This window comes from Methanosarcina siciliae T4/M, from assembly GCF_000970085.1.
Lineage (GTDB): Archaea > Halobacteriota > Methanosarcinia > Methanosarcinales > Methanosarcinaceae > Methanosarcina > Methanosarcina siciliae.
This window is the reverse complement of the sequence record NZ_CP009506.1, coordinates 791,259-818,192: the sequence shown is the minus strand read 5'-3', so window position 1 is coordinate 818,192 and position 26,934 is coordinate 791,259. Positions and strand designations below refer to the sequence as shown.

Below are 26,934 nucleotides of genomic sequence, written 5' to 3'. Positions count from 1 at the left end.
CGAGAGAGGGACTCTTAACTAATTTGCAAACATGTGTTTTCATTTATTTATTGAGTCCAGCAACTGCCTATTTATGAACCAACTTCAGGGAATAAAATTCAGATTGAGTTCAGGAAAAGAGAGGAAAGTTTGAGTATGGTCGAAAAGCAGGAAAAAGAAATTTAGAATTTTCGCCAGAGCTCGAATAAGAAAAGATGCTGATGTTAATCTAACTTTGCCCGGAACCCTATTAGTAAAAATTTTATCAGGAAGCCTGATATCTCCAGAAGATTTCAGTGAACTCAATACTTACCATGTAGTTCCAGTTTTTGCCAGATTATGTTCAGTACTTTTTGTTAATACTTTTCGGATTTGTGACAAAAAAGCAAGAGGGACGCTCTGGCGTAGGAATTCTATAAAAAGACCTTATGCAGGTTTCACATGGCTACAAATTGGTTGTACCCGGGATTTAAAAAATAGAAATGTGTAGCCTTAAAAGACTACGCAGATTTAGAAACCACACTGCTTACGCAGTATCATCAGTTTCATTGTCTTCAACGGTTTCGTTGTCTTCAGCAACGGTTACGTTGTCACCAAGATCGGTTTCGTTGTCTTCAGCAACGGTTACGTTGTCACCAAGATCGGTTTCGTTGTCTTTAGCAACGGTTACGTTGTCGTCAGGACCGAGTTCGGGAGGAACATCAGCTCCTTCTTCAACTGCGTGTTCACCATCTTCAGCTACAGGGGCTGTTTCTTCGTCTACCGCTTCTTCTGCTCCTTCTTCTGTTGATTCAGCTGTCTTGTCGGAACAACCAGCTGCAAAGACAACAGTAGCAATAACGAGGAGCATTGCTATGATCTTTAACATTTTTTTCATTAATTTTACCTCTAAAAGTTCTCTTCCTTTTTTACACCCATCTCATACAAATTCATGAAACCTTTATATGAGATATTTATGCATGAACCGCCAATTAGATTAAAAGTTTTCGATTTGACAAAAAAATAAGAGGACGAAGTGCCCGAGGACCATCCGATAAATAATCCAGACAGGCTTTTTTAAATGATTGACATGATTATGCACAGGTGTCATATAAAAATAAATAGGTGTTGGACAATTAATAACCAGATATGAGTAAATATATGTAGGGATCGGAAAGCCGCAAGCTATAGGGTGGCAGAAAATTAATTAAAGATATCATAGTGTTCTTCCGGCGCGCAGCTATAAAACTTAAAAGCCTCAAGTGTAGAACTAATTGAAAAAGAAGTCCTGAGGATAAGACCCTGAATAACTATAAAACCCTGAAAAGCTCTGGCAGATCCCGGAAAGAATTCAAAAACTCCATATTTATCGGATATGCCAGACACGTAAAAGACGAAAGCGAAGCAAAGGCTTTCATAAAAGAGATAAAAGAGCTGCATGGAGATGCAAACCATAATGTTTCAGCTTATCTTGTACAAGAAGAGAGGTCCTTTACCCTCAGATATGATGACGACGGAGAACCTGCAGGTAGCTCCGGAAAACCCGTATTTAAGGTCCTCGAAGCTAAGGGGCTCTATAATGCAGCTGTGGTTGTAACCCGGTACTTTGGGGGAATAAAGCTAGGCTTTGGGGGGCTTTCCAGAGCGTACAGGGAAACCGCAATTTCAGCCATTGAAGAAGCAGGAACTGTCGAGGTCTTTGAAGAAGTAAGGTTCAGGATAAGATTCGGATATCCGGAGATTCAGAAGCTCAAAAACCTCATAGAAAAATACGGAAGAGTAGAGGAAGAAAAATATTCTGATGCGGTTGAATTTATTTTCCTTGTAAAAAAGAGTTTTGAAGAGCAATTTCTTGAAAAACTGGCAAAACTGACAAGAAATGAAGTTGAATTGGAGAAGCTTTAACTTCAGGAAGTGGGGCCAGGGCTTGCATTGAACTTCAAGGAAGTATCCCATCAAATAAAGAAAACACTAAATGCAAGAAATCGCTAAAAAGTATGGGAGATATACATCTTTTAGAGATCAACCAGTATTGGAAATATTCTATGCTGGGAATACTTTAGTTTAAAATAAAATCGGAAGATTGTACCGAAATTCAATCCGAAGTTGAAAGTATTTGTACTCAAAAAAACCCTCACTGAAACCCCAGAGGGAATATAGGAAGTGTAAGATTGAGGCACAGCAGATTTTCGATTATAGTTATTTCAGTTGTTTTATTCATTGTACTGAGCGCAGGTGCAGGTTCAGCTGCCAGCGAAGCTTTGAAAGGGACTGAGCAGGAGATTAACTCGGCTATTAGTCACCAGACAAGCCCTGTGATCTCAGGGGACTACATTGTCTGGCAGGACGAGAGGAATGGAAACTGGGACATTTACTTATACGATATGTCCGTAGGAATGACAGAAACTGCCCTGTTCACGGGTTCGAAAGACGAAATCGAACCGGCAATCTCAGGCAATCGCATTGTGTTTTCTGATGACAATAGAGGCAACTATGACATTTATCTGTATGATCTCGACTCCGAGGTCAAAACCCAGGTTACCGAGGACAGGACAGACCAGGAAGAGCCGGCAATTTCAGGGAACTATATTGTCTGGACGGACCGCAGGAACCAGAATACCGACATTTACATGTACGACATCAGCTCCGAAAAGGAAACGCAGATAACAACAGATAAGGCAGACCAGATCCAGCCTGCAATCTCCGGTAATATCATCGTCTGGAAAGACACACGCAACGGGAATGACGATATTTACATGTATGATATCAGCACAGGCAAAGAAAGCCCGGTGGTTACGGACCCTGCGAGCCAGACAAATCCCGTAATCGAAGGAAACTATATTGTCTGGGAGGACAGGCGTGCCGGAAACCTTGATATCTACATGTACGACATTTCAAGCGGAAAAACAACCCCCATTTGCGTTGATCCGGCTCCCCAGAAAACCCCTGCGATCTCGGACGGGAGAATAGTCTGGGCTGACGGACGGATTAAGGGAACAACCATCTTCATATATGATATAGCCACTGGACAGGAAAAAATCGTTTCCACTTCCTCGGAATATGAAAGTAACCCTGCAATCGACGGCAACCGGATAGTCTGGCAGGACAAGCGTAAAGGTACCATGGACATCTACATGTTCACAGAAGAAGGTTATGAAACGGATGCAACTGCCGGAGGAGAAATGGGAGACGATGCCGGAGCAAAAGAATCGCCCCTCGGGATCTTTCCAGTGTCAGCTGCGGTTATAGCTGCTTACTTTATAGTAAGCTCAGGGAAGAACAGAAGAAGAAAACTTTAACTCCCTGCAAGCTACGATATCAGGAAAAAGAGACCGACAAGACACTTAAAAAATAAATAGGAAATAAGAGTATAAACTGTCATGGAAAAAAATTCGGAACAGATAAAAGGGCTTATAATCCGAAAAATGAACCGGGGAGACGTCGAATTTGCAGTTGAGATGGCTGCTGCAGAAGGCTGGAACCCCGGCATCCATGACGGAGAACTTTTTTACGAAGCGGATAATGACGGCTTTTTTATTGCAGAACTTGAAGGCAAGCCCGCGGGCTGTGCCTCTGCTGTTGCTTATGGCGATTCTTTTGGGTTTTTAGGGCTCTATGTTGTCAAACCCGAATTCCGGAAAAAAGAGATCGGAAGGAAACTGACCGAAAAATGTATGGAACACCTGGGAGACAGAAACATCGGACTTGACGGTGTTGTGGAAAACGAAAAGAAGTACCGGAAAGTAATGAAATTCAGCTCCTCTTACAGCAACCTGCGCTTTGAAGGGAAAAGCGGAGGAGAAATTCCGGACGGGCTTGTGAAAATCTCTGAAGTTCCCTTCGAAAAACTGCTTGCCTATGACGGTAGGATGTTTCCAGCCCCAAGGCCCGGCTTTCTGAAAAAATGGGTAAATCAACCCGATTCTTACGCCTTTGCATCTTTTGAAAAAGGAGCTGTGAAAGGGTACGGGGTGATAAGGAAATGTCGGGTAGGTTATAAGGTAGGTCCTCTTTTTGCGGATGACCGGGACACCGCCGAGAAAATCTTCAGCGCTCTCAGAGCTTCGGTTCCTGAGGAAATTGTTTATCTTGACGTCCCCGAACCCAACGAAAAAGCAGTAGAAATAGCAAAAAAATATCACATGAATGTGATGTTCAAAACTATCCGCATGTATAGCCAAAAAGAACCCGATATGGAGCTGGATAAGGTTTATGGGGTTACGAGTTTCGAACTCGGATAAACAAAAAATAAAGTTTCGGACCGGGATAAACAAAGAATAAAGTTTCGAATCTGATAAGCTTCGAATTTGGTAAACAAAGAATGAAAAAGGCCTGGATGAAAAACAGTGTAGAGCAAGGACTATCGTAGAGCAAGGACTATAGTTCATGATATCGGTTAGAGCTCAATATCCCTGATATGGTGTTCATACTTTTCTTCCCAGGCCGGGGCCGTTATACAGACCTGCTTCAAGCTACCCCGGAACCAGAACCTATTCCCGACAGGTACCACGACCACGTCCCCTGCCCCAACTTTAAACTCCCTGTCTTCAACTACCCAGGTCCCTGACCCTTCAAGGATATAATACAGGAAATCACTTTTTTCGTGAACAAACTCTTCTGCATGCCCGGTTTCAGTTTCCTGGTACAGGACAGCTGCATTCCGGCTGTTTTCTCCGGTTGTATAAATTCTCATCCTAACGCCGTGTTTTTCGATTACTGCCGTATTTTCAGGTCTGAAAACTATCTGTCGGGTTACCTGCGGGATTTCTGCCGGGTCAGCAGAGGACTCCGGAAGAAAACATTTTTCTTCTGGCGGGTTAAGCATGAACATGTTCTTTTCAAACCCACCCTTTTCCAGTTTTTTCTGAAGCCTTAGAGCTTCAAGGTCCTCTTTTGAAGAGCCCCGGAGTTCGGCAATTCGAAGGATAAGTTCAAGCAGGTCGGCAAGCTCCTCAAGCTCTTTACTCTCAAGATACTCGGCCAGTTCTTCTTCAAGCTTTCTTTCAAGCTCAGGAAGAAATTCAGAGTCTGAAAGTTCTTTTACGGCACATTCCCTGCCTGAGTTCCGGATAATTTCCGGGATTCCGTCCCTGACCGCTTTTGGCCCGTTTCCTGAGAAAGATTTCATTTGAATTCACCATCCTTACTCGATTTACCAGAAGTTAATCTTTTGTTAATTTATCTCAACGATGCAGACCCAACAAATATATAAATTCTATACGTATATGATGCAGAATGTTTCTGGAGAGCAAAAAGGCGCATCTGGCAGTAATTACAGGCTGCGTCTTCTACAGCATGAACGGAATTTTTATTTCCAATATCCATGATATGGCTATTTCTCCAGTAATCTTTTACAGGTTATTCTTCGGACTTCTGTTTCTTTTTATATATATTGCTGCAAGAGGGAAAATTTCGGATCTCAGGTTAAAGAAAAAGAAAAAAAGCCTGCTCCTGCAGGGAACACTCGTGGTTGCCTGTATGCTCCTCTATTTTACCTGCCTGAAGATTACCTGTGTCTCCATTGCACTTTTACTCCAGTATACTGCCCCTATATACGTAATGCTGGCATCCCCTTTTCTCCTGAAGGAAAAAATCGGGAAGGAAAGTGTAGCTGCCCTTTTTATAGCGATCATGGGGGTCTTCCTGATAGTCAGGCCCGAAGGAGGGCTTTCCGGCATTGAACTTACCGGCACCTATATGCTTGGCATGTTATCGGGACTGCTTTCGGGAGTAGTCTTTGCGGCTCTGATCCTGAACGTAAGAGTTTTGAAAACAGAATACCCTGAACTTTCAATTGTCTTCTGGCCAATGGGAATAGCCCTTTTGTTGCTAAGCCCCTTTGCATTTGAGGTCCCCCCCGCAGTCCTTTACAGCAACCTGAAAGTGCTTGCTGCTTTCGGGATAATCTCCATAGGTTTCGGAGAAATCTTTACAGTTCTCGGGCTTGCCAACATCAAAGCCCAGACAGGAAGCGTCCTTTCTCTTATCGAACCTGTAAGCGGAGTCTTTTTTGACATAACAGTGCTTGGAATCGCACTGTCTTCAGAAACGCTTGCAGGCTGCGCCTTAATTATTGGTTCGGCGCTGATAATAAGTCTTAAAGATGCGGAAAAACTTCCGGAAAAAAGAAGCGAAGGAATGACCCCAGGCTTTAGGAAAGAGCTCTCCCCGCAGGTTCATTCCGGGATTCCTCCTAAAGACTCACAATGAATAAAACTCATCCCTTGCCCTGAAAAGCGCTTTTATGTTTTCAAGAGGCGTATGGGGAGCAAGCCCGCAACCCGGGGAAAGGATATCGATCCCGTCTTCAAGACATGCCCTAGCTTCGATTATAACCTCTTCGGGTCCTTTTGCCAGCAGGGTATCGGAGGGAGAGACGTTGCCAATCAGGCGTACCCGGCTGCCCACAATCCCTTTTGCAAAACTGACCCCTACTTTCTCTTCAATGCTGATACCCTCAAACCCGGCATCTGCCAGAGGGTCAAGGACGGATGTTGCATCCCCGCACATATGGAGGATTTTCAAACCCGGGACCTCTCGGCAGAACTTCCTGTAAAGGGGTAAAACCGAGGTCTCAAACATCTGAGGGGAAATAATATCAGGACCCGCTTCGGAGTCTATAAGGGTTACGGCATCTGCCCCCTGTTCCAGCAAGCCTTTTGCATATTCGATACAGGCTTCGGTAAGAACTCCCATCAGTTCCTCAACAAGCTCGGGATTTGTCACGAACCACATAAGGTAATTTTTCATGCCCGCTAGCATGGAAGCAAGTCCGGCAGGCCCCACAAGTCCTGCGACAACAGGCACATCTTCTCCTACACGTTCATTCAGGATCCCGACAGCGCCAAGGACTACCGAGGTCCTCCTGCTTTCAAGGAGAGAATCAGGAACCGATATGTCCTTTACATCTTTCTTTTTCTTACAGGGAAAATCCGTCACATAAGGCTGTATATCAATACTGCCCTCAGCTACCGTACAGCCCAGGGTTTCGGCAAGCACTGTGGTGCAGAAAGGACAGCGCACGTTTTCAAAACCTGCAAGTTCGTACCCTGCCAGGGCAAGGTCCGCCATTTTGAAAGCATCGTAGTTAGCCTGAGGCCAGTAAGCTCCTGTCATTTCCATGAGTTCCACAGTGCCTGTTTGGGTTACGGAACAGACAGGGATCAGATCCGTGGGTCTGCCTTTCAGCGCCGTTTCAAATCTTTTATTCAGGGTAAATTCACTCATAGTTTCACCAGATATAATGAAGAGGTATACGAATGTTGAGAGTCAGCTGTCAACTCAAAGAAGTATTATTGAAAAACCTGTTATTAGAATATAATAAAAACAAATATAAAAAATATAAATTAAGAAACTTCACACAAGTGTGTAGAAACTGCGGGTGAGGAGAAAAAATGGGGAAACAGGATGAGCTTAAAAGGGAAAGAAGGTGGATAGTAATTGCCTTTTCCATAGGTGCCGCCGTTGAGAGCCTCTATGGAGCTTTTGTTCTTGGGCCTGCTCTGGACAGTACTACGGAAGGAACAGCTATAGGCATTGCAATAGGAATTGGGACCGGGGTAAGTCTGGGAACATTCTTCAACAGCAGGGAAAGCCCCGAAAAATTCTCATTTTAGACAAGTTGCTTGGGCGGGGCTCTGCGCCAGTTCCCGGGCGGGACTTTGATTTCAAATCTTGCACCTTCCCCTTCTATTCCTGTCTCAGTAATTTCCATGCCTGTAATGGAAAGAATGCCTCGGACAAGGAAAAGCCCAAGTCCTGTATTTCTACCCACGGATTTCTCAAAAATAAGTTCTTTCATGACAGGAGAAACCCCTATACCGTTATCCTCTACTTCGATCACAACACTCTCCTTTAATATATGAGAGCTTACATCAATCTCGCTGACGTGATCTCCATGGGTTCTTGCATTGTCAAACAGGTTGTAAAAAGCTTTTTTGAGCAGAGGGTCGGCGTATACTTCAAGCCCGTTATCCTCTATGGAAAACTTCAGCCCCTGCCCGGAAAAGTCAAAAGCAGCTTCTTTTGCAAGACTACTTATAGACTGCCAGGTGGGAGAAACAACTCCAAGTTCCTGATAGTCCTTTGTGAAAATGATCTGGCTGTGGACTGTTTCGATGCCTTTATTAAGATTTCGGAGGTATTTTGAGATCCTGGGGTCTCCTTTTACTTCGGAAGGAAGCGTTTCCGAAATTAGCTCGGTATATCCTGAAAGTACATTCACCTGATTAAGAATATCGTGTCTGGTAATATTGCTCATTAGGTTTATCTTCTTGTTTGCCTGTTTCAAAGCTTCCTGGTAGCGGTAGATCTCCGTGATATCGTGGATCATTACCAGCTTACCGTCTTCATCATCCCTTGTCTGAAGGGGACTGACACTGACAGTGAAGAACTTAGCTTCCAGACCTATCTGGAGGGAAATTTCCCTGCCTAAACTTCCCTCGGAGGAATTACCTAAAACCTCCACTCCTTTTCCGAAAAGCTCATTTATGTTTGTTCCCAGAACCTCTTTTCTTTCTTTACCGGCAAGTTCAAGGGCTGCTTTATTGATATCCATAATAGAGTTTGAAAGATCCACAACAATATATCCGTCATTCATGGATTCTATCACACTCTGTCTGGCAACCGGGATAATGTTAAGGAACTCGTGCTCCATTGTTCCCCAGAAGAGAATCAAGCCGGTTATTGCAAAGGAAAAGGGAGTCGGATCAAAAAATTCAAAGACCCCTACATCTCCTACGTGCAGTATGTTTCCAATCACAGGGATACAGGCTGCCGAAAGGGCAATGGCTGCCTGGGTCCCGTAAGGGGTGGTAAGGCGGACAAACTGCCGGAAAAAGAAAAAAACTCCTGCAAGGATCAGAACGAAGGAGTAGACATAAAAGATCCAGAAAAAAGCCCCATGCTTGAATACAAGGAGAGGAAAGCCTCCTGAGAAGTCAAGATAGTAACCCTCGAAGTACAGCCCATGGAGGCTGTTTGTAAGCATCAATAGAACTGCAATTACGGGAAAAATAAAAAGCGGTTTTTCATACTTTCGTGCAAATGGTCTGCATACTCCAGAGTATTCAGCTGCAAATAAAAACCAGGTTACGGGAACAAAGGCGATTCCGAGGTACTGAAGACGGGCAAATAAATACTTATACTCAATATCAATGAATCCGATTTCAAAGGCATAATTCACTGACCAGAGAGCCATACAGAGCATAGTCAATACAAAATATTTTGAAAAAGGCAAACTGCGGGAATTAAAGGCTTTATATGCCCTGACTGCAAGTGAGGTAGATATGAGCCCTGAAAAGATTAATACCCCCATATAGGGCAACGCAGTGATATGGATTTGTAGGCTGATAAGACTACCTTCCTTTTTTTCAATTATTGATAGATAATCGAGAGAGCCAGGAAATAAAAATAAAAAAAACCTCAGACGTCTTAATAGTACACAAAGACTATCTATATAAATTTATGGATCAAATATGAGGAGGAAAAGTTACCGGATACCTCCCGTGATATATATTTATCCGGAATATTTAGAGATATATGCAGGCCCTTTATTATTGCCAGGTTAACCAGCATTGAAAATCCCTAAGTTTTCCAGAGTTCTCTTACTTTTATTACCTGTGAATATTCCTTTTAACTGGGGATCACATCTTTAAATTTTGTGAGAGATAGCCCTTACACATTATAATCTTTCTTCTTATTAAGTATACTGTACTATACATTATAACTTTTCTTCTTATTAAGTATACATTATAACTTTTCTTCTTATTAAGTATACATTACAACTTTTCTTTGTATTATATTATGTGCTATTTAGAATATACTCTGCATAAGTTTGGTTCCAAATACAAATTCGAAAAAAGAAGAAAAATGGAAAATAAATCCATAAGGAAAACTCCAGGAAAAATTGTTAATTATTTACTTACCAGACCCCATTGTTTTTAAGAGTTGCAAGGATATTGGTAAATTCGCTGTTAAACCTGCACTTTCCGAAATCCGGCGTGTCCAGAATATTCTGCTTTATAACCTGTAACTTATCCATAAAAGACCTGGGATCTTCAGAACCTGAAAATCCGGATCTTTCGGGATACCCTCCTGAAGGCATGATATTTACCTCAAGGATTTCCAAGAAACGGGGGTCAAGATCTTTTGTAAAATAAGTGTCAAGCACAAGGAGATTTACGATTCTTTCATAGAATTTTAGAAGTTCGTAATATTCACTTTCGGAAATGTCAGGAGAAGCATTCCGATAAATCTGTCCGTGAATATAGGTAAGATAACTGGAAAGGATACTTATAAGCGATTCAAGGTTTTTTTCGTCAGGAAAAACAAGGGGAAAACGCTTCAGAATTGTCGGTGTCAGGCTCCCGTTGTAAAGCCTGTTATTCTGACATATCTCGGAAAAGACCCTTGAAATTGAGCTGTTAAGGGCAGCGAGAACGTAAAAATATCTGGAAGAGTCCTGAAGCACGATACCACAACCATTTTCGAAGAGATAATTACCTGAGGGATCAAAAGAAGCCTGAAAGCTGTAATGATCCGAAACGATAATTTTCGGGGTATTGAGGTACTGCAGCAGTTTACATCCTCCTACACTGTAATCTTCAGGAGAAAGAGCTGTGAAGTCATGCTTAAAATTGTTTTTAAACTTAGTAATCCTGGCATATGTAAGAGGGTATCTCTCCTTCAATTCCTCGGGTTCAAGGAGTCTGAACTCTTTCTTAAGCCCTTCGGCTTTAAGTTCATAAGGCAGCATAAAACAAAAAGAGGAAGGATGGACGGCATATTCATTAGACATGGCACTGTCTATAAAAGGGTGTACCATCTCTCGTTCGAGGTTTATCCCCCTGTTCAGGCCCAGGCATTTGTATGGAGTTTCAGGAGAATCTTCTTCTGAAAGGTTCAACTTGTGCAGATATTCGCTGTCAGTACTGATCCCATAAAAAATATCTGCTGAGATATCATCCAGGGTGTTCGAAATCGAACTTACTTTTTTTATAATACTGTTTTTACTCCAGAACATGATCGGTTTCACTTCTTTATAAGCTTGGAATTTATCTATGAGTAGACTTATCCTTACTTTAGAAACTGGTTTATTTCACCAGTTTAATCATTCAGAGTCGAATTAAATCATTTTAATCCAAATTATTCAGAACCCGTCCAGGAAATAAAAAGGAAACGGATACGATTCCCGTAGAGAAAAAAAATCCGGAAGGATCTGGACATCACGTATCAGCTTCTAATAAGCTTCTAATAAGCAACCCCTTTAATCCGGCCCTGCAAAGGTTAAAAATTCTCCCAGGGCTATTTTTTCGTAAAAAATTTAGAGCATTAAGGAGGTGGAATAACCTTCCAGGATTGATCTCCGTGCTCCCGCAGCATCCGGAGCCAGAGAAAATTAATCCTTCTACACAGCAAAGACCTGAACCTTTTACGGGATCGGTGATTCCAACTGGAAAAACTGCCATTAAGCCCTGAGAGCACTTTTACCCCATGGTGTAAAAAAGGTGGATATATATAAAATTTTCCATAAAAAATTAAATGTAAAATAATGAAGGATAGAGTATCCGAAAAATTATTGTGAGAAGAAAAAGCCAAATTAAAAAAACGGAAAAAACAAAGGTCTCTGAATAAAACCTCAAATAAGAGGTAATTCAGAGCCTTTCCTGCTTAAAGGAAGCTGAGAATTCCGGGGAATTCAGTATCAAAGACATACTTTTTGAAGTTTGAGGTATCGGAGATCCTCTGCTTTATGTAATAAAGTACACTCAAAAGGCTGCCACTGTTTTCAGATTCCATATCTCCTGCATACGGGTGGATATTATCTTCAAGAGCATTCAGAAGTTTCTGGTCAATGCCGTCTCCAAAGTAGACATCCAGAACCAGAAGGTTTGAAATCTGCTCATAAAAGCCCGTAAGCTCATCAAGCCAGCCCACAGCATAGTTCGCGTTCTTCTGCCGGTTAAGGAACATGAGATAACCGGAGATACTGGTAATCAGGTCCTCAGTCAGCCTGTCTTCCGGGAATACGATGGGAAAGCGTTTCATTGCTGCAGGGGTTGCAGAACCTGAGTACAGCATTTCAGACTCACAGACCGAAGGGAAAAGTCTGGCAATCTGGCTGTTAAGGACTGCAGTTACATAAGGGTATTTTTCCGGTTCTTTAAGGACAATCCCACAGCCTTGCTCAAATACATAGTTTCCGGATGCGTCATAGGCTGCCTGCACGCGGTAGCCTTCGGTAGCAATAATCTTCGGAGTGCCGAGGCGCTCCAGAAGTTTCCTGCCTCTTACACTATAGTAGTCTGCAGAGTCAAGTAGAGAGTTATCGTGGTCGAACTGGTTTTTGAATTCTAGGATTCTTCCGTATGCCATAGGGAACCTGATTTTCAGCTCTTCCGGAGGGATTACTCTATACTCTTTCCTGCTACCTTTGTCCGAAAACTCATAAGGAAGCATAAAGCGGTAAGGTGAAGAGTTAAACGCAAATTTCTCTGGAAATATTCCTGTGACATAGGGATAAATAAGTTCAGGTTCTAAAAATACTGGTTTACAGAGACCCTCACAGAGATAAAGCGAGTCAGAATCACTTCCTTCGGGAACAGCAAGCCTGTGCAGCAAACTATTTCTGGTGCTGGTACCTCCGAAGATGCTTTCAGAGATGTCTCCAAGGGTGGTCGGAAGTTCACAAATTTTTTCTACAATTCTGTTTTCGTTCAAGAACATCTATTTTTCACTTCTGTAGAAGTATATTGAGAAAATTTCTTTTCTCCTGTTTTTACTCTCAGAGCTGGATCTTCCCTGAGTCGTTGAAAAATAATTTTTCAGCCCTATGGACTCTGATGCCCCGTTAACATCATCAAAATCCGGCTGGAATGCAGGTCCTGGTCTGGGAATTACCTACAGGGGATAGTAGAATAACATGAGTATATAAATATATTTGCACTGAAAAATAATTATAAATATAAATCGTGACAAATGCCGGGAACAAATACGGACCGGCGCTAAAAAACAAGATGCTGCAACCTTTGTAGTTCAGAGGAAAATTCTCAGACATAGCTCCGGGTATAATAAAATATAAGGAGGTGAAGAAATAAATCCCTGATACCGCAAAGTTTAAGGCACAGATTCTGAAAAATCCCGGGCCCCGTCTTAGAAGTATGACACTTCTTTTTCACTGGTTCAGTATTCCTTTTTCACTGGTTCAGTATTCCTTTTTCACTGGTTCAGTATTCCTTTCTTGCTGAATAACCCATTTCTCAAACCTTGATTCTATATTCAAAGGTTGGCTACTATACCCATATTTCAAGTATGTGATCAGAACTCAGTTAGAACTGACCAAAAAAATTTAAATACAAATTTCCAGACTACTTATATATGCAAGGAAGCAAAAATTCCGAGAAGTATTTAATAAGAGAAGCCATAGCCGAAGACACCTCCGGAATGCTTGAGGTCTTTAACTATTATGTGGAAAATAGTTTTGCAGCCTATCTCGAAACTTCTGTCGGGCCTGATTTTTTTCAAGCTGTTCAGAGTGAAAAAGAACAGGATGAAAATGAGTATTTTCCTTTTTACGTTATTGAAGAAAAAGGCAAAATAATAGGAATGGGAACCCTCAGACCATATTTTCCGTTCCCGAATTTCCGGCACACAGGTGTGGTTTCTTATTTCATCCTGCCCGACCACACAAGAAAAGGGATCGGGTCAAGGATGATGGAGAAACTATGTACCGAAGCCCGCAAGAAAAAGATGAGAAGCCTTCTTGCAAACGTATCCTCAAAGAATGAAGCCAGCCTGAACTTTCATCTGAAACACGGTTTTATTGAATGCGGGAAGTTCCGGGAAGTCGGGACCAAGTTTGGGTACTATTTTGACATTTTGTGGCTGCAGAAGTTCCTTGAGACAGACCAAAAACAAACATGAAATTCTTCAAATAGCAGGCAAAAAGTGATGAAAGTACTTTTCAAATCAAGCACTTTCATACCAGGTAAAAAAAAGTTTGCCTCCCTATACTTATTTGTATAAGAGACATGTATTAAATCCGGACAATGATTTAAATTTCACTAATAATTTAAAGAAGTACAAAATTATTTAACATTCTTTTGGAAAAACAGGGAAAGTTAAAATAGAATAATCAGAATATAAATAGATGGTGGGGAGTTAATTTGAAGGGGAAGAGAGCTTTGCTGTTATTCGTATTCATTTTATTTTTTGTGCTTCCAGCTGCAAACACAGCCTGGATAAAGTATGCAGGAAGTTCCGATCCTGCAGCAGGAGATTTGCCAGATGAACTGACAGAAAGGGAGATAAACCTCAATAACGGTGGGAAGTACAGGGATGGCCTGGTCGATACTTTTGATTATTTCAGAAATCCGGGATACCCGATAGGATCCACGCATGATGCTGAAAACAACGGAAGTACATAAGTTCATTATTTGAGGAATCCGCGTTCAAGTTCCCGTAACAGGAGAAGGGAACAGGTGGCGGTTAAAGAGATCTTTTTGAAGGTGGAAATATGAAAGCAATAAGGATTCATGAGTTTGGCGGAACGGAAGTTATGAAATACGAGGATATTCCGCAGCCTCAACCTGGTCCGGGAGAGATTAGAATCAGGATCATTGCAGCCGGGATCAACCCCATGGACTGGAAGATCCGGAGCGGCATGGTGGGGGAAATGCCTTTGCCAATGATTATGGGACTCGATGTTGCAGGTATTGTAGACGATCAGGGACCCGGAGAAGTCTCCTTCCGGCCCGGAGAAGAGGTCTTTGCCAAAGTCTCGATAGGACAGGGCGGCTATGCCGAATACACGGTTGTCAATTCTGCACAGGTGGCAAGAAAACCCAAAAGTATCGGGTTCGTTGAAAGTGCAGCAATTCCAACCGCAGGACTTGCTGCCTGGCAGTCCATTTTTGATATTGCAGGGCTCGAGAAAGGACAGTCAATCCTCATCCACGGCGCAGCAGGCGGGGTTGGAAGTTTTGCAGTCCAGTTTGCCAGATGGAAAGGAGCTTACGTCATCGGTACGGCTTCCGAAAAGAATGAACAGTTTTTGAAGAGCATAGGCGCGGATAAATTTATCGATTATAAAAAACAGCGGTTTGAGAATGTGGCTGGCAAGGTGGACGTGGTACTGGATACTATTGGGGGAGACACCTTCGAGAGGTCCTGGGGAGTATTGAAGCCCGGTGGGTTCCTGATAAGTACCGTGGCGAGAATTCCGGAAGGAGTTCCCGAAAAATACGGAGTGCGTGCACAAACCCTCATGACCCGGACAGACGGAGAAGAACTTGCTCAAATCGCAGCCATAATAGACGAACAGCCGGTCAAACCAGTGGTAACAACAGTACTTCCTCTTTCCGAAGCCCAAAAGGCACATGAGATGAGTGAAACCCACCATACGCGCGGCAAGATCGTGTTGAGGGTAGCGGAAGACCCGCAGTGAAAACTGGATTAAGATAAAAAATTAGAAATCCTTTTTCAAGGATTTTTAAAATTTTTCAATTTGTTCTCTGTTAAAAACTCATCTGTTAAAGGAAAAGGTATTGAAGAAACAGGTTCAGAAACAGGATCTTCTACATAGTGACATCATGTAAAGAACATTTCAGTGAAACTTATCTGTTACACACGGCTAACTTGGATTTGAGATTATATGAAGTTGAAGATTGAGGAGGAATTTTTGAGACAAACTTAATATCCCATTATCACTATTTTTATAGATGCACCATTATTTTAGTATACGTTAATTTTAGTGCACATTTGTCTTTGACAGAAACCGGGAGGGGAAATTTAATTTAAAATTGGTTTTGCAAAGATTAACAAATCAAGATTTTTAAGAACCAAGATTTGATTTATTTTTCTGGCAAGCCTATTAATTGCCTCATCCAATGAAAAAAGATGCGTCCAATTTGAGAATTAGTTTAAGAAACCCGATATGCAATCCAGCGTAAATTGGAGGATTATCATGGCTAAAATCTATAATATCAGAAGGAAGAAAATTGGATCAAATCTCGACCAATTCGATGAAAATCCGGATCAAACTTCCGATAACAGCACGGCTTTTCCTGAAGAACTGAGAAGCACTCGTCACCGCCGAGCAGATCCCAGGAAAATCTGGTATTATCTGGAATTATTGTTTTCAATGCTAATAGATTCCTTCAACGGGAAATACCCTCTTCCAAAGAAAACGGTATTGGTGATCACATTCGCTCTTCTATATCTCATAAGTCCGGTTGACTTCTCTCCGGATATCTTTCCTGTAATCGGACTTGTGGACGATGTGGCTGTGCTTGCTTTTGCATTTAGCCTTATTAAAGAGGACCTGGAAAAATACAGAGCCTGGAAAATGAGTTATGAATATTGATTTTAATTAAACAAAAAGAAACTGAATTTTTAATCCGCTTTATTATTTAAGGGTCGTTGGAAAGAGCCCTGTAAATAAATTGATTTGAGACCTGTATCAACTACCTTTTTAATACTTATTTATCATAGAGAATTTTTATTCTGTTTGCTTTATCTATCCACCAGTAGTATCAGCATTAAATTTCCATGCTTTTGATTGATTATAGCTTATGGATATTGAAAAATCCAGTGGAACAAATCTGAGTTTTGAAAATCCTATTGGATGTGAAGGGATAAAAAAGAGATGTGTAAAGGATACTTCAGTAAATAAATTACTGTGAATGGGGGATGATATTACGTCAAAATTCGTTTATAGAATAACAGCTTTGATGATATGTTTAATTCTGGCAACGCTTCCGACAGCTGTAAGTGTCAAACATTCCTGGGAAATCGGCCTGAGTAATGGACTTAACCAGCTCTCGGACAAATATCACCCATTTGAATCTTCCACGAATACTTTTTATCGGTACCGGAGGGTTCCGTTTATGGAGGATTGAATCTGTAGCTGAAGGCGATCAGCATGTAAACGCAGTATACAAAAGTCCTGGGAGTCGGTAACAGGTGACGAGCCGACCTTCACACTGAATGTCATAGTGGTCTGAACCCCATTCTTAACTTTACACTTTATCTTTTCCTTTTTACGTTTTTAAAACTCGGTTGGTAAGGATTAGCCGGAAAACAGATTATTTTTCATATGGACCTCACTTTTGCCTCTTTTCCGATGTAATTTTCCACGTTAGGTGCGGCTTTTTCAGGATATATAAAAAAGAGGTTTAGCAGCCTGAACCAGTCAAAACATCCCTAAAAGTAGAGAATTTTTATGAGCATAGCGGTTTTTGGTAGTCATATAGTTTACCAAAAGCTTTCAAATAATTAATCTATAGAAAAATGGACTATTACATCAATTGAAAGACATCAATTGAAAACACAAAAAGAGGAATCAAGATATGGCTATTCAGGATAAACAGATGAAACTGAATATTGCCCATGTATGGGATATCTCATCTGCGACCTACGACGACAAAGAAGGACACGGAATCCAGAGTGAAATCGAAAGGGAAGCATGGAAAACCCTGTTTCAAAGTCTGCTCCCCTCAGGCAGGCTGGAAGTACTCGATGCAGGTTGCGGGACAGGGGAAATAGGACTCTTATTTGCAGAAATGGGTCATCGTGTTACCGGGCTTGATTTCTCGGAGAAAATGCTTGCAAAAGCAAGAGAAAAAACATCCCGGAAAAAGTATGAAATTAATTTCAGAGCAGGAGATGCCGAAAACCCTCCTTTTGAAGCAGAAACTTTTGATGTTGTTGTAACCCGCCACTTACTGTGGACTCTTCCGCACCCTGATACTGCAGTCAGGAACTGGAAGAAAGTACTCAGGAAAGGAGGAGTGCTTATCGTTATAGATGGGCTCTATAATGGAGGTTTGATTGAAAGAAAGACAAGGCAATTTATCAGTGATTTCTTAACTTTGCTTGTCGAGAGAAGATATCCCAAAAGAAGGCAGTATCCTGACGAAATCAAAACCGAACTCCCAAACCCCTATGGAGTTCCGCCGAAAAAAATAATTGAATACTTCAGGAAGACAGAGTTTAAAAACATTAAAGATCTGGACCTGAAAGAAATCTCCAAAATTCAAAAGGAAAAAATGTCTTTCCGAAAAAGAATAGTCTTCAAACCTCAATCCTATTTAATTTATGGGGAAAAAGTCTAATCATTCCGTCCTGAAACAGGTTGCTGGGGATTTGATAATTAAAAAACACATTTCATGTTATTCCTGCCAACTCAGACGCGTTCTTGAGATGCTCCGTACCGGAATTGCGAGATATGCTGGCATTTAGAAAATATTCAGTCCCCATAGTACCGTTTTTCGCATCATTCGCGCCCTGCAACAAAAACTGACCTGCAGCGTTATAGTCCTGAAGAGCCATCCTCCATTCATTCTGTGCATCCTGAAGCTTGGGAGATACGGTATATTGATCATTTTCCTGAATAGCGTTCTGAGTATCATTTACTGTTTGCTGTGCATACACCGCAAGAGCGACATAATCAGAATTGTTTGTAGCGTTGGATATACCGTCCAGATCTGCTTTAAGTATCTTCAAATTATTCTGGACATTAATTCCCCATGCAATATCCTGGTGGGCTGACTGGAGAGTATTTAGCGGTGAATCCGGTTGAGATGCATTTTCATCGTTTTGTGCTCCGCCAAAAACCCAACCAATAAGCGCAAATATCAAGATAAACAGGACGAAGTAGATGTATTTTTTCATATACACTCCCCTAAAAGCTCACTTATGACTATAGAAATTAAGAACAGATGTATTATAAGTATTACTCATATACTTTTTATTTTAAATAATGTATGAAAAAAATCATTTTGAAAAAACTTGTATATAGAGATATTTAAACCTAAAGTCACCCTATTTTAAACCACTTTTTTATTAGATTTCCAGCTCAGCTCCCTAAATCCTCCGATTGGAAATTCTGCTATTGCGACACTGAATCCGTGGTTATTTTTCAGTCTTAAGTGCATCGAATATAACCAGAATCTCATTTTTCAAAGCCGGGATATCGACTTTTTCACAGTATACCAAACATCTTTCAGATTAACCCCGAAACAATGGTGGATCAACCGATCCTTCATACCCTCAATGTCCTTCCAGAAAACCTGAGGATTCTTCTCCCGAAAATCTCTTGATAAATATATGGCGAAGGTAAACCATATCATTCTTATTCATATTGAGATCACTTTTGCTTCCTTTTTAATTCCATCAATAAGATACGGACTTATTGAAGCTTCAGTAAGCAAATCGACCTTTAACCCGAGCAACTCTGAGAGTTCCCTCTCAATCCGTACAAGAGTTAACAGACCTTTTGTTTCGGAAAACTCTACAAGAATGTCAATATCGCTTTCCGGCTTTTCCTCTCCTCTTGCATAAGAGCCAAAAACAGCTACCTTTGTTGCTCCTTCCTTCTGGAGGAACAAAGAGATTTTTTCGAACAACTCTTTGTGCCGGTCAGCATTTTCCATGTAAGTATGTTTTGTTTGTGATCATTTAAAGATATGCTGGGAGTGAAATGACGGCAAAAAAGAGAAAATAGATTTGGTAAAGAGGGCTTTTGGAGATATATGACTTTTTTATTATATTTTTTCTCCGATTTCAAGGCAGACCTGGACCGCTTCCCTTATACGCTCCATAGCCTGCTCAACTGTTTTTCCCTGTGTATAGCAACCCGGTATGTCAGGAACCTTGGCAACGTATACACCATCTTCGTCTTGTTCGATCAATACGGTAAAACCGGAGTTTTGGAATTCCATTTTGAATCCGCCTGAAATAGATATGAGAATTGAAGGGAAGGAATATGTTAAAAGCCAGAGAATGCTAACAATCAAGTAAATAAGTGCTTGAAAGACAGAAAAAATTGTCAGATAAAAAATCAGTGTACCGGAAAGCCATTAAAACTCTTTTTATTCGGCTGGTCAACCGACATATGCAGTTTTATCGAAGGAAGGTAATCGCCAAGACCCGATGGAAGAATTTCCGATAGGCATTTTATGTCCTTTTTTGAATATTGTTCAATTACGGCTCCGGCAATCCGATCGGAAAACATATCCCGCCTGACATAAACCCCCTCTGCAAGAGCTTCGGCTTCAGCCGCAGCAGGGTCACCTACCAGAATATACAGGACGTCATATTCTTCGTCATATTCAACTTTTACCTGCAAATCCCGCGTCATATAGTATTCCCCCTTCACTTTTTTCAGTTTTAAGATGCCGGACCAGATGAGCAGTTACGATTTCATCATACTCATCCTTAGTTTCCTCTACGACTACTTTAATGTTTGTGAAATCAGTTCTGCCCTCAACAGGATTAATGATAATTCTATAATAACTGCGCCTGCGGGAATCCTCAGGGTCCCTTGCAACAATATGTGCAAATTCTATGCCTTCTTTTATAAGTTCAGCCGTTAATTCCCTATATTTTTTGAGAATTTTTTCAGCAAATGTACCTCTTTTAAGTGCGACATGCCTGCCCGTGCAGTCAATTGAAGTGAAAATGTACCCGAGGTCATTTTTCCTATCACCGTCAACCATTCTCAACACCCATGATACGCATAAAGGAAAGAGGTTAAAAGTGTGAGACACTCCCTTTTAATCTAATAGAATTATGCAGAAACAGAATATAAATTTTTGTTTAGTTGAGGAATATGTATGGGAGATTTGAATCCGGAAAAAATAATTTTTTTATTATATTTCCGCCCCAGCCCCCCTCAAATCCTTCGATTGGAAATTCTTCGATTGCGCCGCTGTTTTTAGTTTAGTGGTTTTTAAAAGATATTGTGAAGATTTAAGGATTCTTCTAAACAAAGAGTTGGGAATTTTAGCTAATATTGTATAGTTCGACATGGCATGGATTTTGATTATAGAAAGAATTTGACAAAAAGAATAAGTTTTATGTGTATTTAACAATTGTAAAATATATGAAGCTGAATCCAAGCGTAGTTTCGCAACTTGCTTTGATGGTTTGCGGTGGTGGAAAATATAAAGATATTTTTCCCTACCGTAGTTCGTCCTATTTAACAGAATTCTTTAGAAATATTGATCTAGACTATATCCACGATGGATCTACTAGAAGACTTTGGGTACAAAATGTATTGGACGAACTTAATAGTAAAGAGAACAAAAACGAAGAATGTCTCCCGTCTCCAGAAATAATAAAAGTTATAGAACAACTTCTGTACCCATCGATTTTCATTACTAACAATCCATCTGTAGACCGAGAGAAAGCTGTTGAAATGATGAATGAATTATTAAAAGGTGAGAGTCTCTTAGTGAAAATTGATACGTCAACGGAAATACCAAAGTTAACAGGAAAACAAGGAGACTTTATATCGACAGCGATAGATGAAAGAAAAACTCAAAGAACTATTATTTTTTGTCCTGATGTTTTTAAACTACCCGAGGAAACTGTAGACTTAAATTTAGTGGCAGTAATGATGCCGTTTTCAAGTGACTTCAACGGAGTATATGATGCAATAAAGGAATCATGTAGGAATGTTGGAGTAAATTGTCAAAGGGTCGATGATATCTGGAAAAATAGTACAATAATTCAAGATATTTTTGAATTGATATATACATCTTCAATTGTCATTGCTGATCTATCAGGAAAGAATCCGAATGTATTTTATGAAATTGGAATAGCACATACACTCGGAAAGACAGTGATTCCGATTGTTCAAAATTTTAATGATATTCCATTTGATTTACAACATCATCGTGCTTTAACATATTTAAACAACAATGAAGGAAGGGATAACCTTCAAAAAGCACTTGAAAAGCGATTGATATCGCTAATCAACAATAGGCAACTCAAGAGAGATAAATAAATTGATATAAAAATACATAAAAATAGAAAAGAACTCGGGTTATTTCGTTTAAAACTTTCATTCCCAGAACTTCTTAGTCTTCACGTAATTTCTCTCCGCAATCAAAATATCCCTGTAAAACGCCTCTTCATCCACCCTCATCTTTTCAATCACCCTCGATGCCGTTTCAGGCCCGACCCCTCTGCTCGCAAGCGCAATAACAGCTTTTTTCCCCTGCGAGTTCACGATGCTGGCATTCCGATAGACTCTCTGGACGCGTTTCTTCTCCTCGGCTGAAATAGGGACGCCTTTTCCCTGCTTCCTGACCAGCTTAATTTCCTCATCTTCCCAGGGCTTGAGGGCTGCAACCATTCTTGAGTCGCAGACAGGGCAGATGATTTCTTCGGGGACGTTTTTGACCTGGCGACGGGAGGTCCATTTCTTGCAGGTCGTGCAGAAGAGGATGATATTGTCGTTCATGATGCGTTCCTTTAAAGCAAGCACAATCGAACGGTCGGCTTTTTCCGGAGCTACGAGGTCTTTTTTCATGGCAAAGCCGGCTGAACCGATGGGGGTCGGACCCGAAACCTCAACTGCAATTTCGCCGGCTGCAAGTTTCGTCAAAACTTCTTTTGCCCTGGGGACGTCGAGCATATCATGGAAGATCTCGCGGACCACCTCGTCGTACATGGAAGAGCCCTCGTAGATTTCAAGGAGCTTTTTCATGCTGATCCTGTCGTAGTCGATGTCCCGGGAAAGGGCTCCGAACTTGCGGGCTACGTGGACCATTTTCCATTTCATGAGGGTCGTGTTCTTCAGGGTCATTTCGATGATCGGTTCAACGTGTTCCGGGAGGAGGGATGTAAGCATATCCCGGATCTGGACAGGGCCCACCCTGCGGGGGAGAGTGAGCCTGATCCTGTACGGGTCCACCTCCTGGGCTACGCTGCTCCCGAAGCGGGCTGACAGAAGAGAGGTGAGGACTCGGGCAAGCGTCCCGTTGGTGTTATGGCCGAAACAGGCGTTCAGGGTCACAGCGTCTCCTTCGTCTTCGATCACTATCGTTTCGGCATCCGGGAGCGGGAAATTTCCTTCAACCTGGTCCCGCAGCAGGCGGATAAGTTCGAGCACGGCTGTCCTGGAAACCGGATATTTCAATTGAAGCTTTTCGGCAACCTCCTCGTCCTCTAACCCTTCCCGGAGGAGAGATGCAATCTCAGCCCTGAGCTTTCCCACGTCCTGGGCGACCTCAAAGGGCACGGGGATCTCTTCTCCCGTCCAGCTCGGGACTTCCCCCATACCCTCGACAGGCTCGACCTTGATCCTGTCCCTGTTTGGTTCCCGTTCGTGATCAGGCATCTCAATGACCCGCCACATATCCCCCTTCGTGATAAAAACAGCTCCGGGTTCGGCAAAGTTTACCACAAAGGCTTCATCCAGCACCCCGATTGACCTGCCGCTCACGATGTCATAGATCTCGTACTTCTTTTCGTCCGGGATCATGGAGAGGTTGTCGTAATAATATTGCCAGCTCTTCCTGCGTTTTTTCACAATAGGGGAGCCTTTTTCGTGCCAGACCAGCCTGTAGTCCCCGATCTGGTCAACAACCCTCTGTAGCTCTTCGGGCCGCAGATCCCTGAAAGGGTACGCCCGCCTGAGAATCCTCAAAATCTTCTCGACCCCGACTTCCCCGAAGTCCATAACCATGCCTGCAATCTGGTTAGCCACAACGTCCAGGGAGTTCACATGCGGGGAAATGTCTTCGACTCTGCCTTCAAGTGCTGCCTTCGTAATAGCCATGCTCTCGGCGATGTCATCGGCTTCCATGGAAAGAATCGTGCCCCGCGAAACCTCATGCAGCCTGTGACCTGCTCTCCCGACCCTCTGGAGCAGCCTTGAGACCTGGCGCGGAGAGCCGTACTGGACCACCCGGTCAACGTTTCCTATGTCGATCCCTAGTTCCATTGAAGAGGTGCAGATAAGACCTCTTAGGGCTCCTGTCTTGAACGCCTCTTCGGCTTCAACCCGGGCTTCAAAAGAAAGGGAACCGTGATGCACCCCGATGGATGCACCCAGCTTCCGAAAGCCTGCAGCAAGGGCTTCCGCACTCTGCCGGGTATTCACAAAAATAAGGGTTGACCGGCTTTCTTCAACGATTTTCCGGATAAGAGACAGATGGGGGGCAAATTCAGGTTCGCAGCCCACTGTCCTTGCAATTTCCATGACCTCCCGATCTTCGGCTTCCCCCGAGACCTGCGGGCTAATCACATCGAACTCCAGCAGCTTCAGAAGAGCCACTTCAATAACCGTAAAATCCCGGTTTGCCCCTGCCAGGAACTTTGCAATCTCCCAGGGGTTTCCAACTGTTGCCGAAAGTCCTATCCTCTGGAACTCCCCGGAGATTTCCACAAGCCTCTCAAGCCCGACAGCCAGCTGGGCTCCCCGCTTTGAACCCGCAAGTTCATGAATTTCGTCCACGACCACATGAGTCACAGTCTCCAGGTTTTTCCGCAAGCGAGAGCCGGAAAACATCGCCTGCAGTGTCTCAGGGGTAGTTATCAGTAAATCCGGGGGATTTCGGGACTGGCGCTGCCTTTCACTCTGCGGGGTGTCCCCGTGCCGGACCTGCACCTTTATGTCCAGTAGTTTCCCCATAACTTCGATTCTTGAGAGCATATCCCTGTTGAGAGCCCTCAGGGGTGTGATGTAAAGGGCAGAAATCCCGCTCCGCTTCTCCGGCTTTTTCTTGAGGATGGCATTAAAGACCGGCAGGACAGCCGACTCGGTCTTTCCCGAGCCCGTGGGAGCAATCAGAAGGGTGTGTTTTCCGTCCAGGATGTGAGGAAATGCCCTTTCCTGCGGCTCGGTGGGGCGGGTAAAGCCCAGGGTCCTGAGAGCTTCCTGAATTTTTGGGTGAAAAGAGTTGAAATCGTTATTGAAGGTCATTTTTCCTGAAAGGTTTTTGGTTAGAATGTATTAGATAAACGTATTGGGTAGTAAATTTTAGTTAGAATGATTTGGTTGCTGTGTAGTTAATGATGATATAGATGCTTGTTATAAATGCTTGTGTGTAAGATAGTTCAATGAAATGAGCAATGAAATGAGATCAAGAAAAGAATTAAAAATATCAGGAAAGATATCCGAATTATCCCCATTACGGAGAATGTTCACACCCTATAAAACCGGTATGTTAAGAACATTAAACATTACAACACACCCAATTCACATATCCGAAACTGGAACCGGTCCCGAAATATCCAGTCCGCCTATTGCGTCCGAACAAATTCATTTGTTTGAATCAGAGTGGAGCTTCAAGGCTTTCTCAAGTATGTTCTTGTAGATCTTATATCTTCGTTTATATCTTCATGATTATATCTTCATAATTATATATTCATGACTATCTCTTCATGAACACCAGAATGTTCTCTCCTTACCGTTGCCAGATACACCTTTGTTGGCAGTCTACTGTCCTTCATCTACTGTTCTTCACGGCGATAGACACTTCGACCTTCCTTGATTGTTTCCACCACTTTGAGGTTTCGCACATCATCAGGCTTCACCTTGCAAGGATTCTTGTCAACGATTACGAAGTCTGCCAGCTTGCAAGCTTCAAGCGAACCTTTGGTTTTCTCCTCCCTGTATTGCCAGGCTGCATCAAGTGTGAGAGCCTTGAGTGCGGTCAAAACGTCCACGCGCTGGTCAGGACCCAGCACCCGACCACTCCTGGTCTGACGAGTTATAGCTGTCCAGATGGTCATGAACGGATCGAGAGGTGTGACGGAGAAATCCGTGTGATTGCTGAAACGGATGCCTCTGGCCTTTGACGCCGCCATAGGGCTGATGAAGGAAGCACGCTCTTCACCGGTGTTCTGCACATGAACTTCCCCCCAGAAGAAGACGTGGTTAGTAAAAAACGAAGGATTAAGCCCGATTTCCACATAGCGATCGAGCTGGTCATCCCGAACGAATTGCGAATGAACCACCACATCACGACGGTCCTGATCCGCTTTCACGCCGATTTCATCAAATGCCTTGATAAGGTTGTCAATGGCCCCGTCGCCATTACAGTGGCAATAAATGCGCGCACCGGTTGCATGGACAGCTGCCACCATTTTGGCAAAAGTCTCATACGGAAACGTTGGCTCCCCGCACCAGGCAAGCTCCCCGCCGGGCCCACCCGTAAGAAGAGGCTTTGACCAGTAGGCGGTCTTACCCTGTGGAGAACCGTCACCAAAAAGCTTCACGCCCCCGAGCTTAAGGCGATGGTGATACGCAGGGTTGGTAAGGTTTTCTCCACTGAACTGCCTCAGGTCGGTGACCATGGGGAGCACGACGAGATCAAGGAAAAGGAGGTTTTTCTCTGCCGCTTTCCTGATCGTGACGAAATCAGCATAATTCGTCGCACCTTCCTGAATCGTGGTGTAGCCGTTGCGGGCGTACTCCAGCTGCGCCTGTTTAAAGTTAGCAAATTTTTCCTCCTCTGCGGGCTGAGGCATATTGGCAAAAATGGGAAGAAATGCAGTTTCCATCAGGAGGCCGGCAGGTCTATTACTACCTGGAAGACGTGCAATAATGCCGCCAGCAGGAGTCTCGGTCTTCTCCGTCACACCAGCCTTAGCGAGCCCGGCGGAATTCAGCACCGCCCCATGGTTTGATACGTGAATAAGCATGAGGGGGTTATCCGGGAACACCGGGTCCAGGTCATTGATAGTGACATCGCGTTTTTCATGTAACTCGTTCGCATCGTAGCCATAAGCAATGATCCAGTCCCCTTTCTCGGGCTTCATCCTGTCAGCGTGTGCCTTAACAGCGGCAATCAAACCCGGGATGTCCGTGACCGGACCCACGGGTGGGGGTGAGACATTGGCCCAGCCGACAATCTGCAATGCATTATTGAAATGACTGTGTGCATCAAGGAAGCCAGGCAAAAGTGCCTTACAGCCGAGATCAACGATTATGGTGGTGCTGCCCCGCGTCTTCAGCACCTCCTCCTTGCTACCTACTGCAAGTATTCTGCCGTCCTTCACGGCCAGTGCTTCAGCTGTCGGCGCTGCGCAGTTCATAGTGATGATATCACCTCCCTGGTAGATAACCTCAGCAACGGTACCCGGAGAAAAAGTCTGTTCCATGATGTCCCCCACGATTTATTCCCTTTCTAAAGAGTTTTACCCCCAGCAGCCGTCTATATAGCGCTGAAGCAATTCAAT

The 26,934-nt window shown here is 42.9% G+C and carries 25 protein-coding genes; 11 read left to right on the top strand and 14 right to left on the bottom strand.

Annotated elements, in window-relative coordinates; genetic code table 11:
- Positions 1-505: 505 nt before the first annotated feature.
- Positions 506-856, bottom strand: a complete 351-nt coding sequence (locus MSSIT_RS24510; protein WP_048170121.1) for a hypothetical protein — start codon at positions 854-856, stop codon at positions 506-508.
- Positions 857-1,260: 404 nt separating this feature from the next.
- Between MSSIT_RS24510 and MSSIT_RS03685 the strand changes: the two genes are divergently transcribed.
- From MSSIT_RS03685 to MSSIT_RS03675, 3 genes are all read left to right on the top strand, one after another.
- Positions 1,261-1,863, top strand: coding sequence for an IMPACT family protein (locus MSSIT_RS03685; protein ID WP_048170119.1), 603 nt, complete (start codon positions 1,261-1,263; stop codon positions 1,861-1,863).
- A 266-nt stretch (positions 1,864-2,129) separates the two neighbouring features.
- Entirely contained in the window at positions 2,130-3,257 is a 1,128-nt protein-coding gene (locus MSSIT_RS03680) for a DUF5050 domain-containing protein (protein ID WP_048170117.1), read from the top strand.
- Between the two features lie 81 nt (positions 3,258-3,338).
- Complete coding sequence (locus tag MSSIT_RS03675) at positions 3,339-4,199, top strand: GNAT family N-acetyltransferase (protein WP_048170115.1); 861 nt, start codon at positions 3,339-3,341, stop codon at positions 4,197-4,199.
- A 155-nt stretch (positions 4,200-4,354) separates the two neighbouring features.
- Here MSSIT_RS03675 and MSSIT_RS03670 read toward each other — a convergent pair whose 3' ends face one another.
- Positions 4,355-5,086 (bottom strand): cupin domain-containing protein, encoded by a 732-nt coding sequence (locus MSSIT_RS03670; RefSeq protein WP_048170113.1) that lies wholly within the window; start codon positions 5,084-5,086, stop codon positions 4,355-4,357.
- A gap of 107 nt (positions 5,087-5,193) precedes the next feature.
- Here MSSIT_RS03670 and MSSIT_RS03665 point away from each other — a divergent pair, with 107 nt between their 5' ends.
- A complete protein-coding gene (locus MSSIT_RS03665; protein ID WP_048170110.1) occupies positions 5,194-6,168 on the top strand; it encodes a DMT family transporter in 975 nt (324 codons plus the stop codon).
- Here MSSIT_RS03665 and mtaA read toward each other — a convergent pair.
- Positions 6,160-7,185 carry a methylcobamide:CoM methyltransferase MtaA gene (mtaA, locus tag MSSIT_RS03660; protein ID WP_048170108.1) on the bottom strand — a complete coding sequence of 342 codons (1,026 nt, stop codon included), beginning with the start codon at positions 7,183-7,185 and terminating at the stop codon, positions 6,160-6,162. The genes MSSIT_RS03665 and mtaA overlap by 9 nt on opposite strands.
- A gap of 167 nt (positions 7,186-7,352) precedes the next feature.
- Here mtaA and MSSIT_RS03655 point away from each other — a divergent pair, with 167 nt between their 5' ends.
- On the top strand, positions 7,353-7,574 hold the full coding sequence (locus MSSIT_RS03655) for a hypothetical protein (protein WP_048170106.1): 222 nt from the start codon (positions 7,353-7,355) through the stop codon (positions 7,572-7,574).
- Here MSSIT_RS03655 and MSSIT_RS03650 read toward each other — a convergent pair.
- The 3 genes from MSSIT_RS03650 to MSSIT_RS03640 form a co-directional block, all read right to left on the bottom strand.
- Entirely contained in the window at positions 7,571-9,274 is a 1,704-nt protein-coding gene (locus MSSIT_RS03650) for a histidine kinase N-terminal 7TM domain-containing protein (RefSeq protein ID WP_048170104.1), read from the bottom strand. The two genes, MSSIT_RS03655 and MSSIT_RS03650, sit on opposite strands and share 4 nt — an antisense overlap.
- Positions 9,275-9,880: 606 nt before the next feature.
- Positions 9,881-10,981, bottom strand: coding sequence for a hypothetical protein (locus tag MSSIT_RS03645; RefSeq protein ID WP_048170102.1), 1,101 nt, complete (start codon positions 10,979-10,981; stop codon positions 9,881-9,883).
- Positions 10,982-11,628: 647 nt separating this feature from the next.
- Positions 11,629-12,684, bottom strand: coding sequence for a hypothetical protein (locus MSSIT_RS03640; protein ID WP_048170099.1), 1,056 nt, complete (start codon positions 12,682-12,684; stop codon positions 11,629-11,631).
- 651 nt (positions 12,685-13,335) lie between these two features.
- Here MSSIT_RS03640 and MSSIT_RS03635 point away from each other — a divergent pair.
- From MSSIT_RS03635 to MSSIT_RS03615, 5 genes are all read left to right on the top strand, one after another.
- Positions 13,336-13,881 (top strand): GNAT family N-acetyltransferase, encoded by a 546-nt coding sequence (locus MSSIT_RS03635; RefSeq protein ID WP_048170097.1) that lies wholly within the window; start codon positions 13,336-13,338, stop codon positions 13,879-13,881.
- Positions 13,882-14,123: 242 nt separating this feature from the next.
- On the top strand, positions 14,124-14,384 hold the full coding sequence (locus MSSIT_RS03630; RefSeq protein WP_148704867.1) for a hypothetical protein: 261 nt from the start codon (positions 14,124-14,126) through the stop codon (positions 14,382-14,384).
- Between the two features lie 89 nt (positions 14,385-14,473).
- On the top strand, positions 14,474-15,403 hold the full coding sequence (locus MSSIT_RS03625; protein ID WP_048170093.1) for an NADP-dependent oxidoreductase: 930 nt from the start codon (positions 14,474-14,476) through the stop codon (positions 15,401-15,403).
- Between the two features lie 519 nt (positions 15,404-15,922).
- Complete coding sequence (locus MSSIT_RS03620) at positions 15,923-16,321, top strand: YkvA family protein (protein WP_048170087.1); 399 nt, start codon at positions 15,923-15,925, stop codon at positions 16,319-16,321.
- Positions 16,322-17,306: 985 nt separating this feature from the next.
- The gene (locus MSSIT_RS03615) at positions 17,307-18,071 is read left to right on the top strand and encodes a class I SAM-dependent methyltransferase (protein WP_048170084.1); all 765 of its coding nucleotides are present in this window, start codon (positions 17,307-17,309) and stop codon (positions 18,069-18,071) included.
- Between the two features lie 52 nt (positions 18,072-18,123).
- Here the strand turns inward: MSSIT_RS03615 and MSSIT_RS03610 are convergent, their stop codons facing one another.
- From MSSIT_RS03610 to MSSIT_RS03595, 6 genes are all read right to left on the bottom strand, one after another.
- Positions 18,124-18,630 (bottom strand): hypothetical protein, encoded by a 507-nt coding sequence (locus tag MSSIT_RS03610; RefSeq protein ID WP_048170082.1) that lies wholly within the window; start codon positions 18,628-18,630, stop codon positions 18,124-18,126.
- 287 nt (positions 18,631-18,917) lie between these two features.
- The gene (locus MSSIT_RS25605) at positions 18,918-19,088 is read right to left on the bottom strand and encodes a HepT-like ribonuclease domain-containing protein (RefSeq protein ID WP_082088869.1); all 171 of its coding nucleotides are present in this window, start codon (positions 19,086-19,088) and stop codon (positions 18,918-18,920) included.
- 6 nt (positions 19,089-19,094) lie between these two features.
- Positions 19,095-19,391: a nucleotidyltransferase family protein gene (locus MSSIT_RS03605; protein WP_048170080.1), complete on the bottom strand. Its 297-nt coding sequence runs from the start codon at positions 19,389-19,391 to the stop codon at positions 19,095-19,097.
- A gap of 111 nt (positions 19,392-19,502) precedes the next feature.
- Positions 19,503-19,679, bottom strand: a complete 177-nt coding sequence (locus MSSIT_RS21630; RefSeq protein WP_082088868.1) for a type II toxin-antitoxin system HicB family antitoxin — start codon at positions 19,677-19,679, stop codon at positions 19,503-19,505.
- A gap of 119 nt (positions 19,680-19,798) precedes the next feature.
- Entirely contained in the window at positions 19,799-20,098 is a 300-nt protein-coding gene (locus MSSIT_RS03600) for a DUF2283 domain-containing protein (RefSeq protein WP_148704861.1), read from the bottom strand.
- Complete coding sequence (locus tag MSSIT_RS03595; RefSeq protein WP_156158781.1) at positions 20,070-20,462, bottom strand: hypothetical protein; 393 nt, start codon at positions 20,460-20,462, stop codon at positions 20,070-20,072. The genes MSSIT_RS03600 and MSSIT_RS03595 overlap by 29 nt, the downstream gene beginning before the upstream one ends.
- A 380-nt stretch (positions 20,463-20,842) precedes the next feature.
- Between MSSIT_RS03595 and MSSIT_RS03590 the strand changes: the two genes are divergently transcribed.
- Positions 20,843-21,748 carry a hypothetical protein gene (locus MSSIT_RS03590; protein WP_048170076.1) on the top strand — a complete coding sequence of 302 codons (906 nt, stop codon included), beginning with the start codon at positions 20,843-20,845 and terminating at the stop codon, positions 21,746-21,748.
- A gap of 57 nt (positions 21,749-21,805) precedes the next feature.
- Here MSSIT_RS03590 and MSSIT_RS03585 read toward each other — a convergent pair whose 3' ends face one another.
- Positions 21,806-24,673 (bottom strand): DEAD/DEAH box helicase, encoded by a 2,868-nt coding sequence (locus MSSIT_RS03585; protein WP_048170075.1) that lies wholly within the window; start codon positions 24,671-24,673, stop codon positions 21,806-21,808.
- A gap of 530 nt (positions 24,674-25,203) precedes the next feature.
- On the bottom strand, positions 25,204-26,856 hold the full coding sequence (locus MSSIT_RS03580) for an amidohydrolase (RefSeq protein ID WP_048174484.1): 1,653 nt from the start codon (positions 26,854-26,856) through the stop codon (positions 25,204-25,206).
- Positions 26,857-26,934 lie beyond the last annotated feature (78 nt).

Bases quoted from the DNA above. Each gene is read 5' to 3' on its own strand.
- MSSIT_RS24510 (WP_048170121.1), bottom strand. From the start codon at position 856: ATGAAAAAAATGTTAAAGATCATAGCAATGCTCCTCGTTATTGCTACT.
- MSSIT_RS03675 (WP_048170115.1), top strand. From the start codon at position 3,339: ATGGAAAAAAATTCGGAACAGATAAAAGGGCTTATAATCCGAAAAATG.
- MSSIT_RS03670 (WP_048170113.1), bottom strand. From the start codon at position 5,086: ATGAAATCTTTCTCAGGAAACGGGCCAAAAGCGGTCAGGGACGGAATC.
- MSSIT_RS03665 (WP_048170110.1), top strand. From the start codon at position 5,194: ATGTTTCTGGAGAGCAAAAAGGCGCATCTGGCAGTAATTACAGGCTGC.
- mtaA (WP_048170108.1), bottom strand. From the start codon at position 7,185: ATGAGTGAATTTACCCTGAATAAAAGATTTGAAACGGCGCTGAAAGGC.
- MSSIT_RS03655 (WP_048170106.1), top strand. From the start codon at position 7,353: ATGGGGAAACAGGATGAGCTTAAAAGGGAAAGAAGGTGGATAGTAATT.
- MSSIT_RS03650 (WP_048170104.1), bottom strand. From the start codon at position 9,274: ATGGGGGTATTAATCTTTTCAGGGCTCATATCTACCTCACTTGCAGTC.
- MSSIT_RS03645 (WP_048170102.1), bottom strand. From the start codon at position 10,981: ATGTTCTGGAGTAAAAACAGTATTATAAAAAAAGTAAGTTCGATTTCG.
- MSSIT_RS03640 (WP_048170099.1), bottom strand. From the start codon at position 12,684: ATGTTCTTGAACGAAAACAGAATTGTAGAAAAAATTTGTGAACTTCCG.
- MSSIT_RS03635 (WP_048170097.1), top strand. From the start codon at position 13,336: ATGCAAGGAAGCAAAAATTCCGAGAAGTATTTAATAAGAGAAGCCATA.
- MSSIT_RS03625 (WP_048170093.1), top strand. From the start codon at position 14,474: ATGAAAGCAATAAGGATTCATGAGTTTGGCGGAACGGAAGTTATGAAA.
- MSSIT_RS03620 (WP_048170087.1), top strand. From the start codon at position 15,923: ATGGCTAAAATCTATAATATCAGAAGGAAGAAAATTGGATCAAATCTC.
- MSSIT_RS03615 (WP_048170084.1), top strand. From the start codon at position 17,307: ATGGCTATTCAGGATAAACAGATGAAACTGAATATTGCCCATGTATGG.
- MSSIT_RS03610 (WP_048170082.1), bottom strand. From the start codon at position 18,630: ATGAAAAAATACATCTACTTCGTCCTGTTTATCTTGATATTTGCGCTT.
- MSSIT_RS25605 (WP_082088869.1), bottom strand. From the start codon at position 19,088: ATGATATGGTTTACCTTCGCCATATATTTATCAAGAGATTTTCGGGAG.
- MSSIT_RS03605 (WP_048170080.1), bottom strand. From the start codon at position 19,391: ATGGAAAATGCTGACCGGCACAAAGAGTTGTTCGAAAAAATCTCTTTG.
- MSSIT_RS21630 (WP_082088868.1), bottom strand. From the start codon at position 19,679: ATGGAATTCCAAAACTCCGGTTTTACCGTATTGATCGAACAAGACGAA.
- MSSIT_RS03600 (WP_148704861.1), bottom strand. From the start codon at position 20,098: ATGACGCGGGATTTGCAGGTAAAAGTTGAATATGACGAAGAATATGAC.
- MSSIT_RS03590 (WP_048170076.1), top strand. From the start codon at position 20,843: ATGAAGCTGAATCCAAGCGTAGTTTCGCAACTTGCTTTGATGGTTTGC.
- MSSIT_RS03585 (WP_048170075.1), bottom strand. From the start codon at position 24,673: ATGACCTTCAATAACGATTTCAACTCTTTTCACCCAAAAATTCAGGAA.
- MSSIT_RS03580 (WP_048174484.1), bottom strand. From the start codon at position 26,856: ATGGAACAGACTTTTTCTCCGGGTACCGTTGCTGAGGTTATCTACCAG.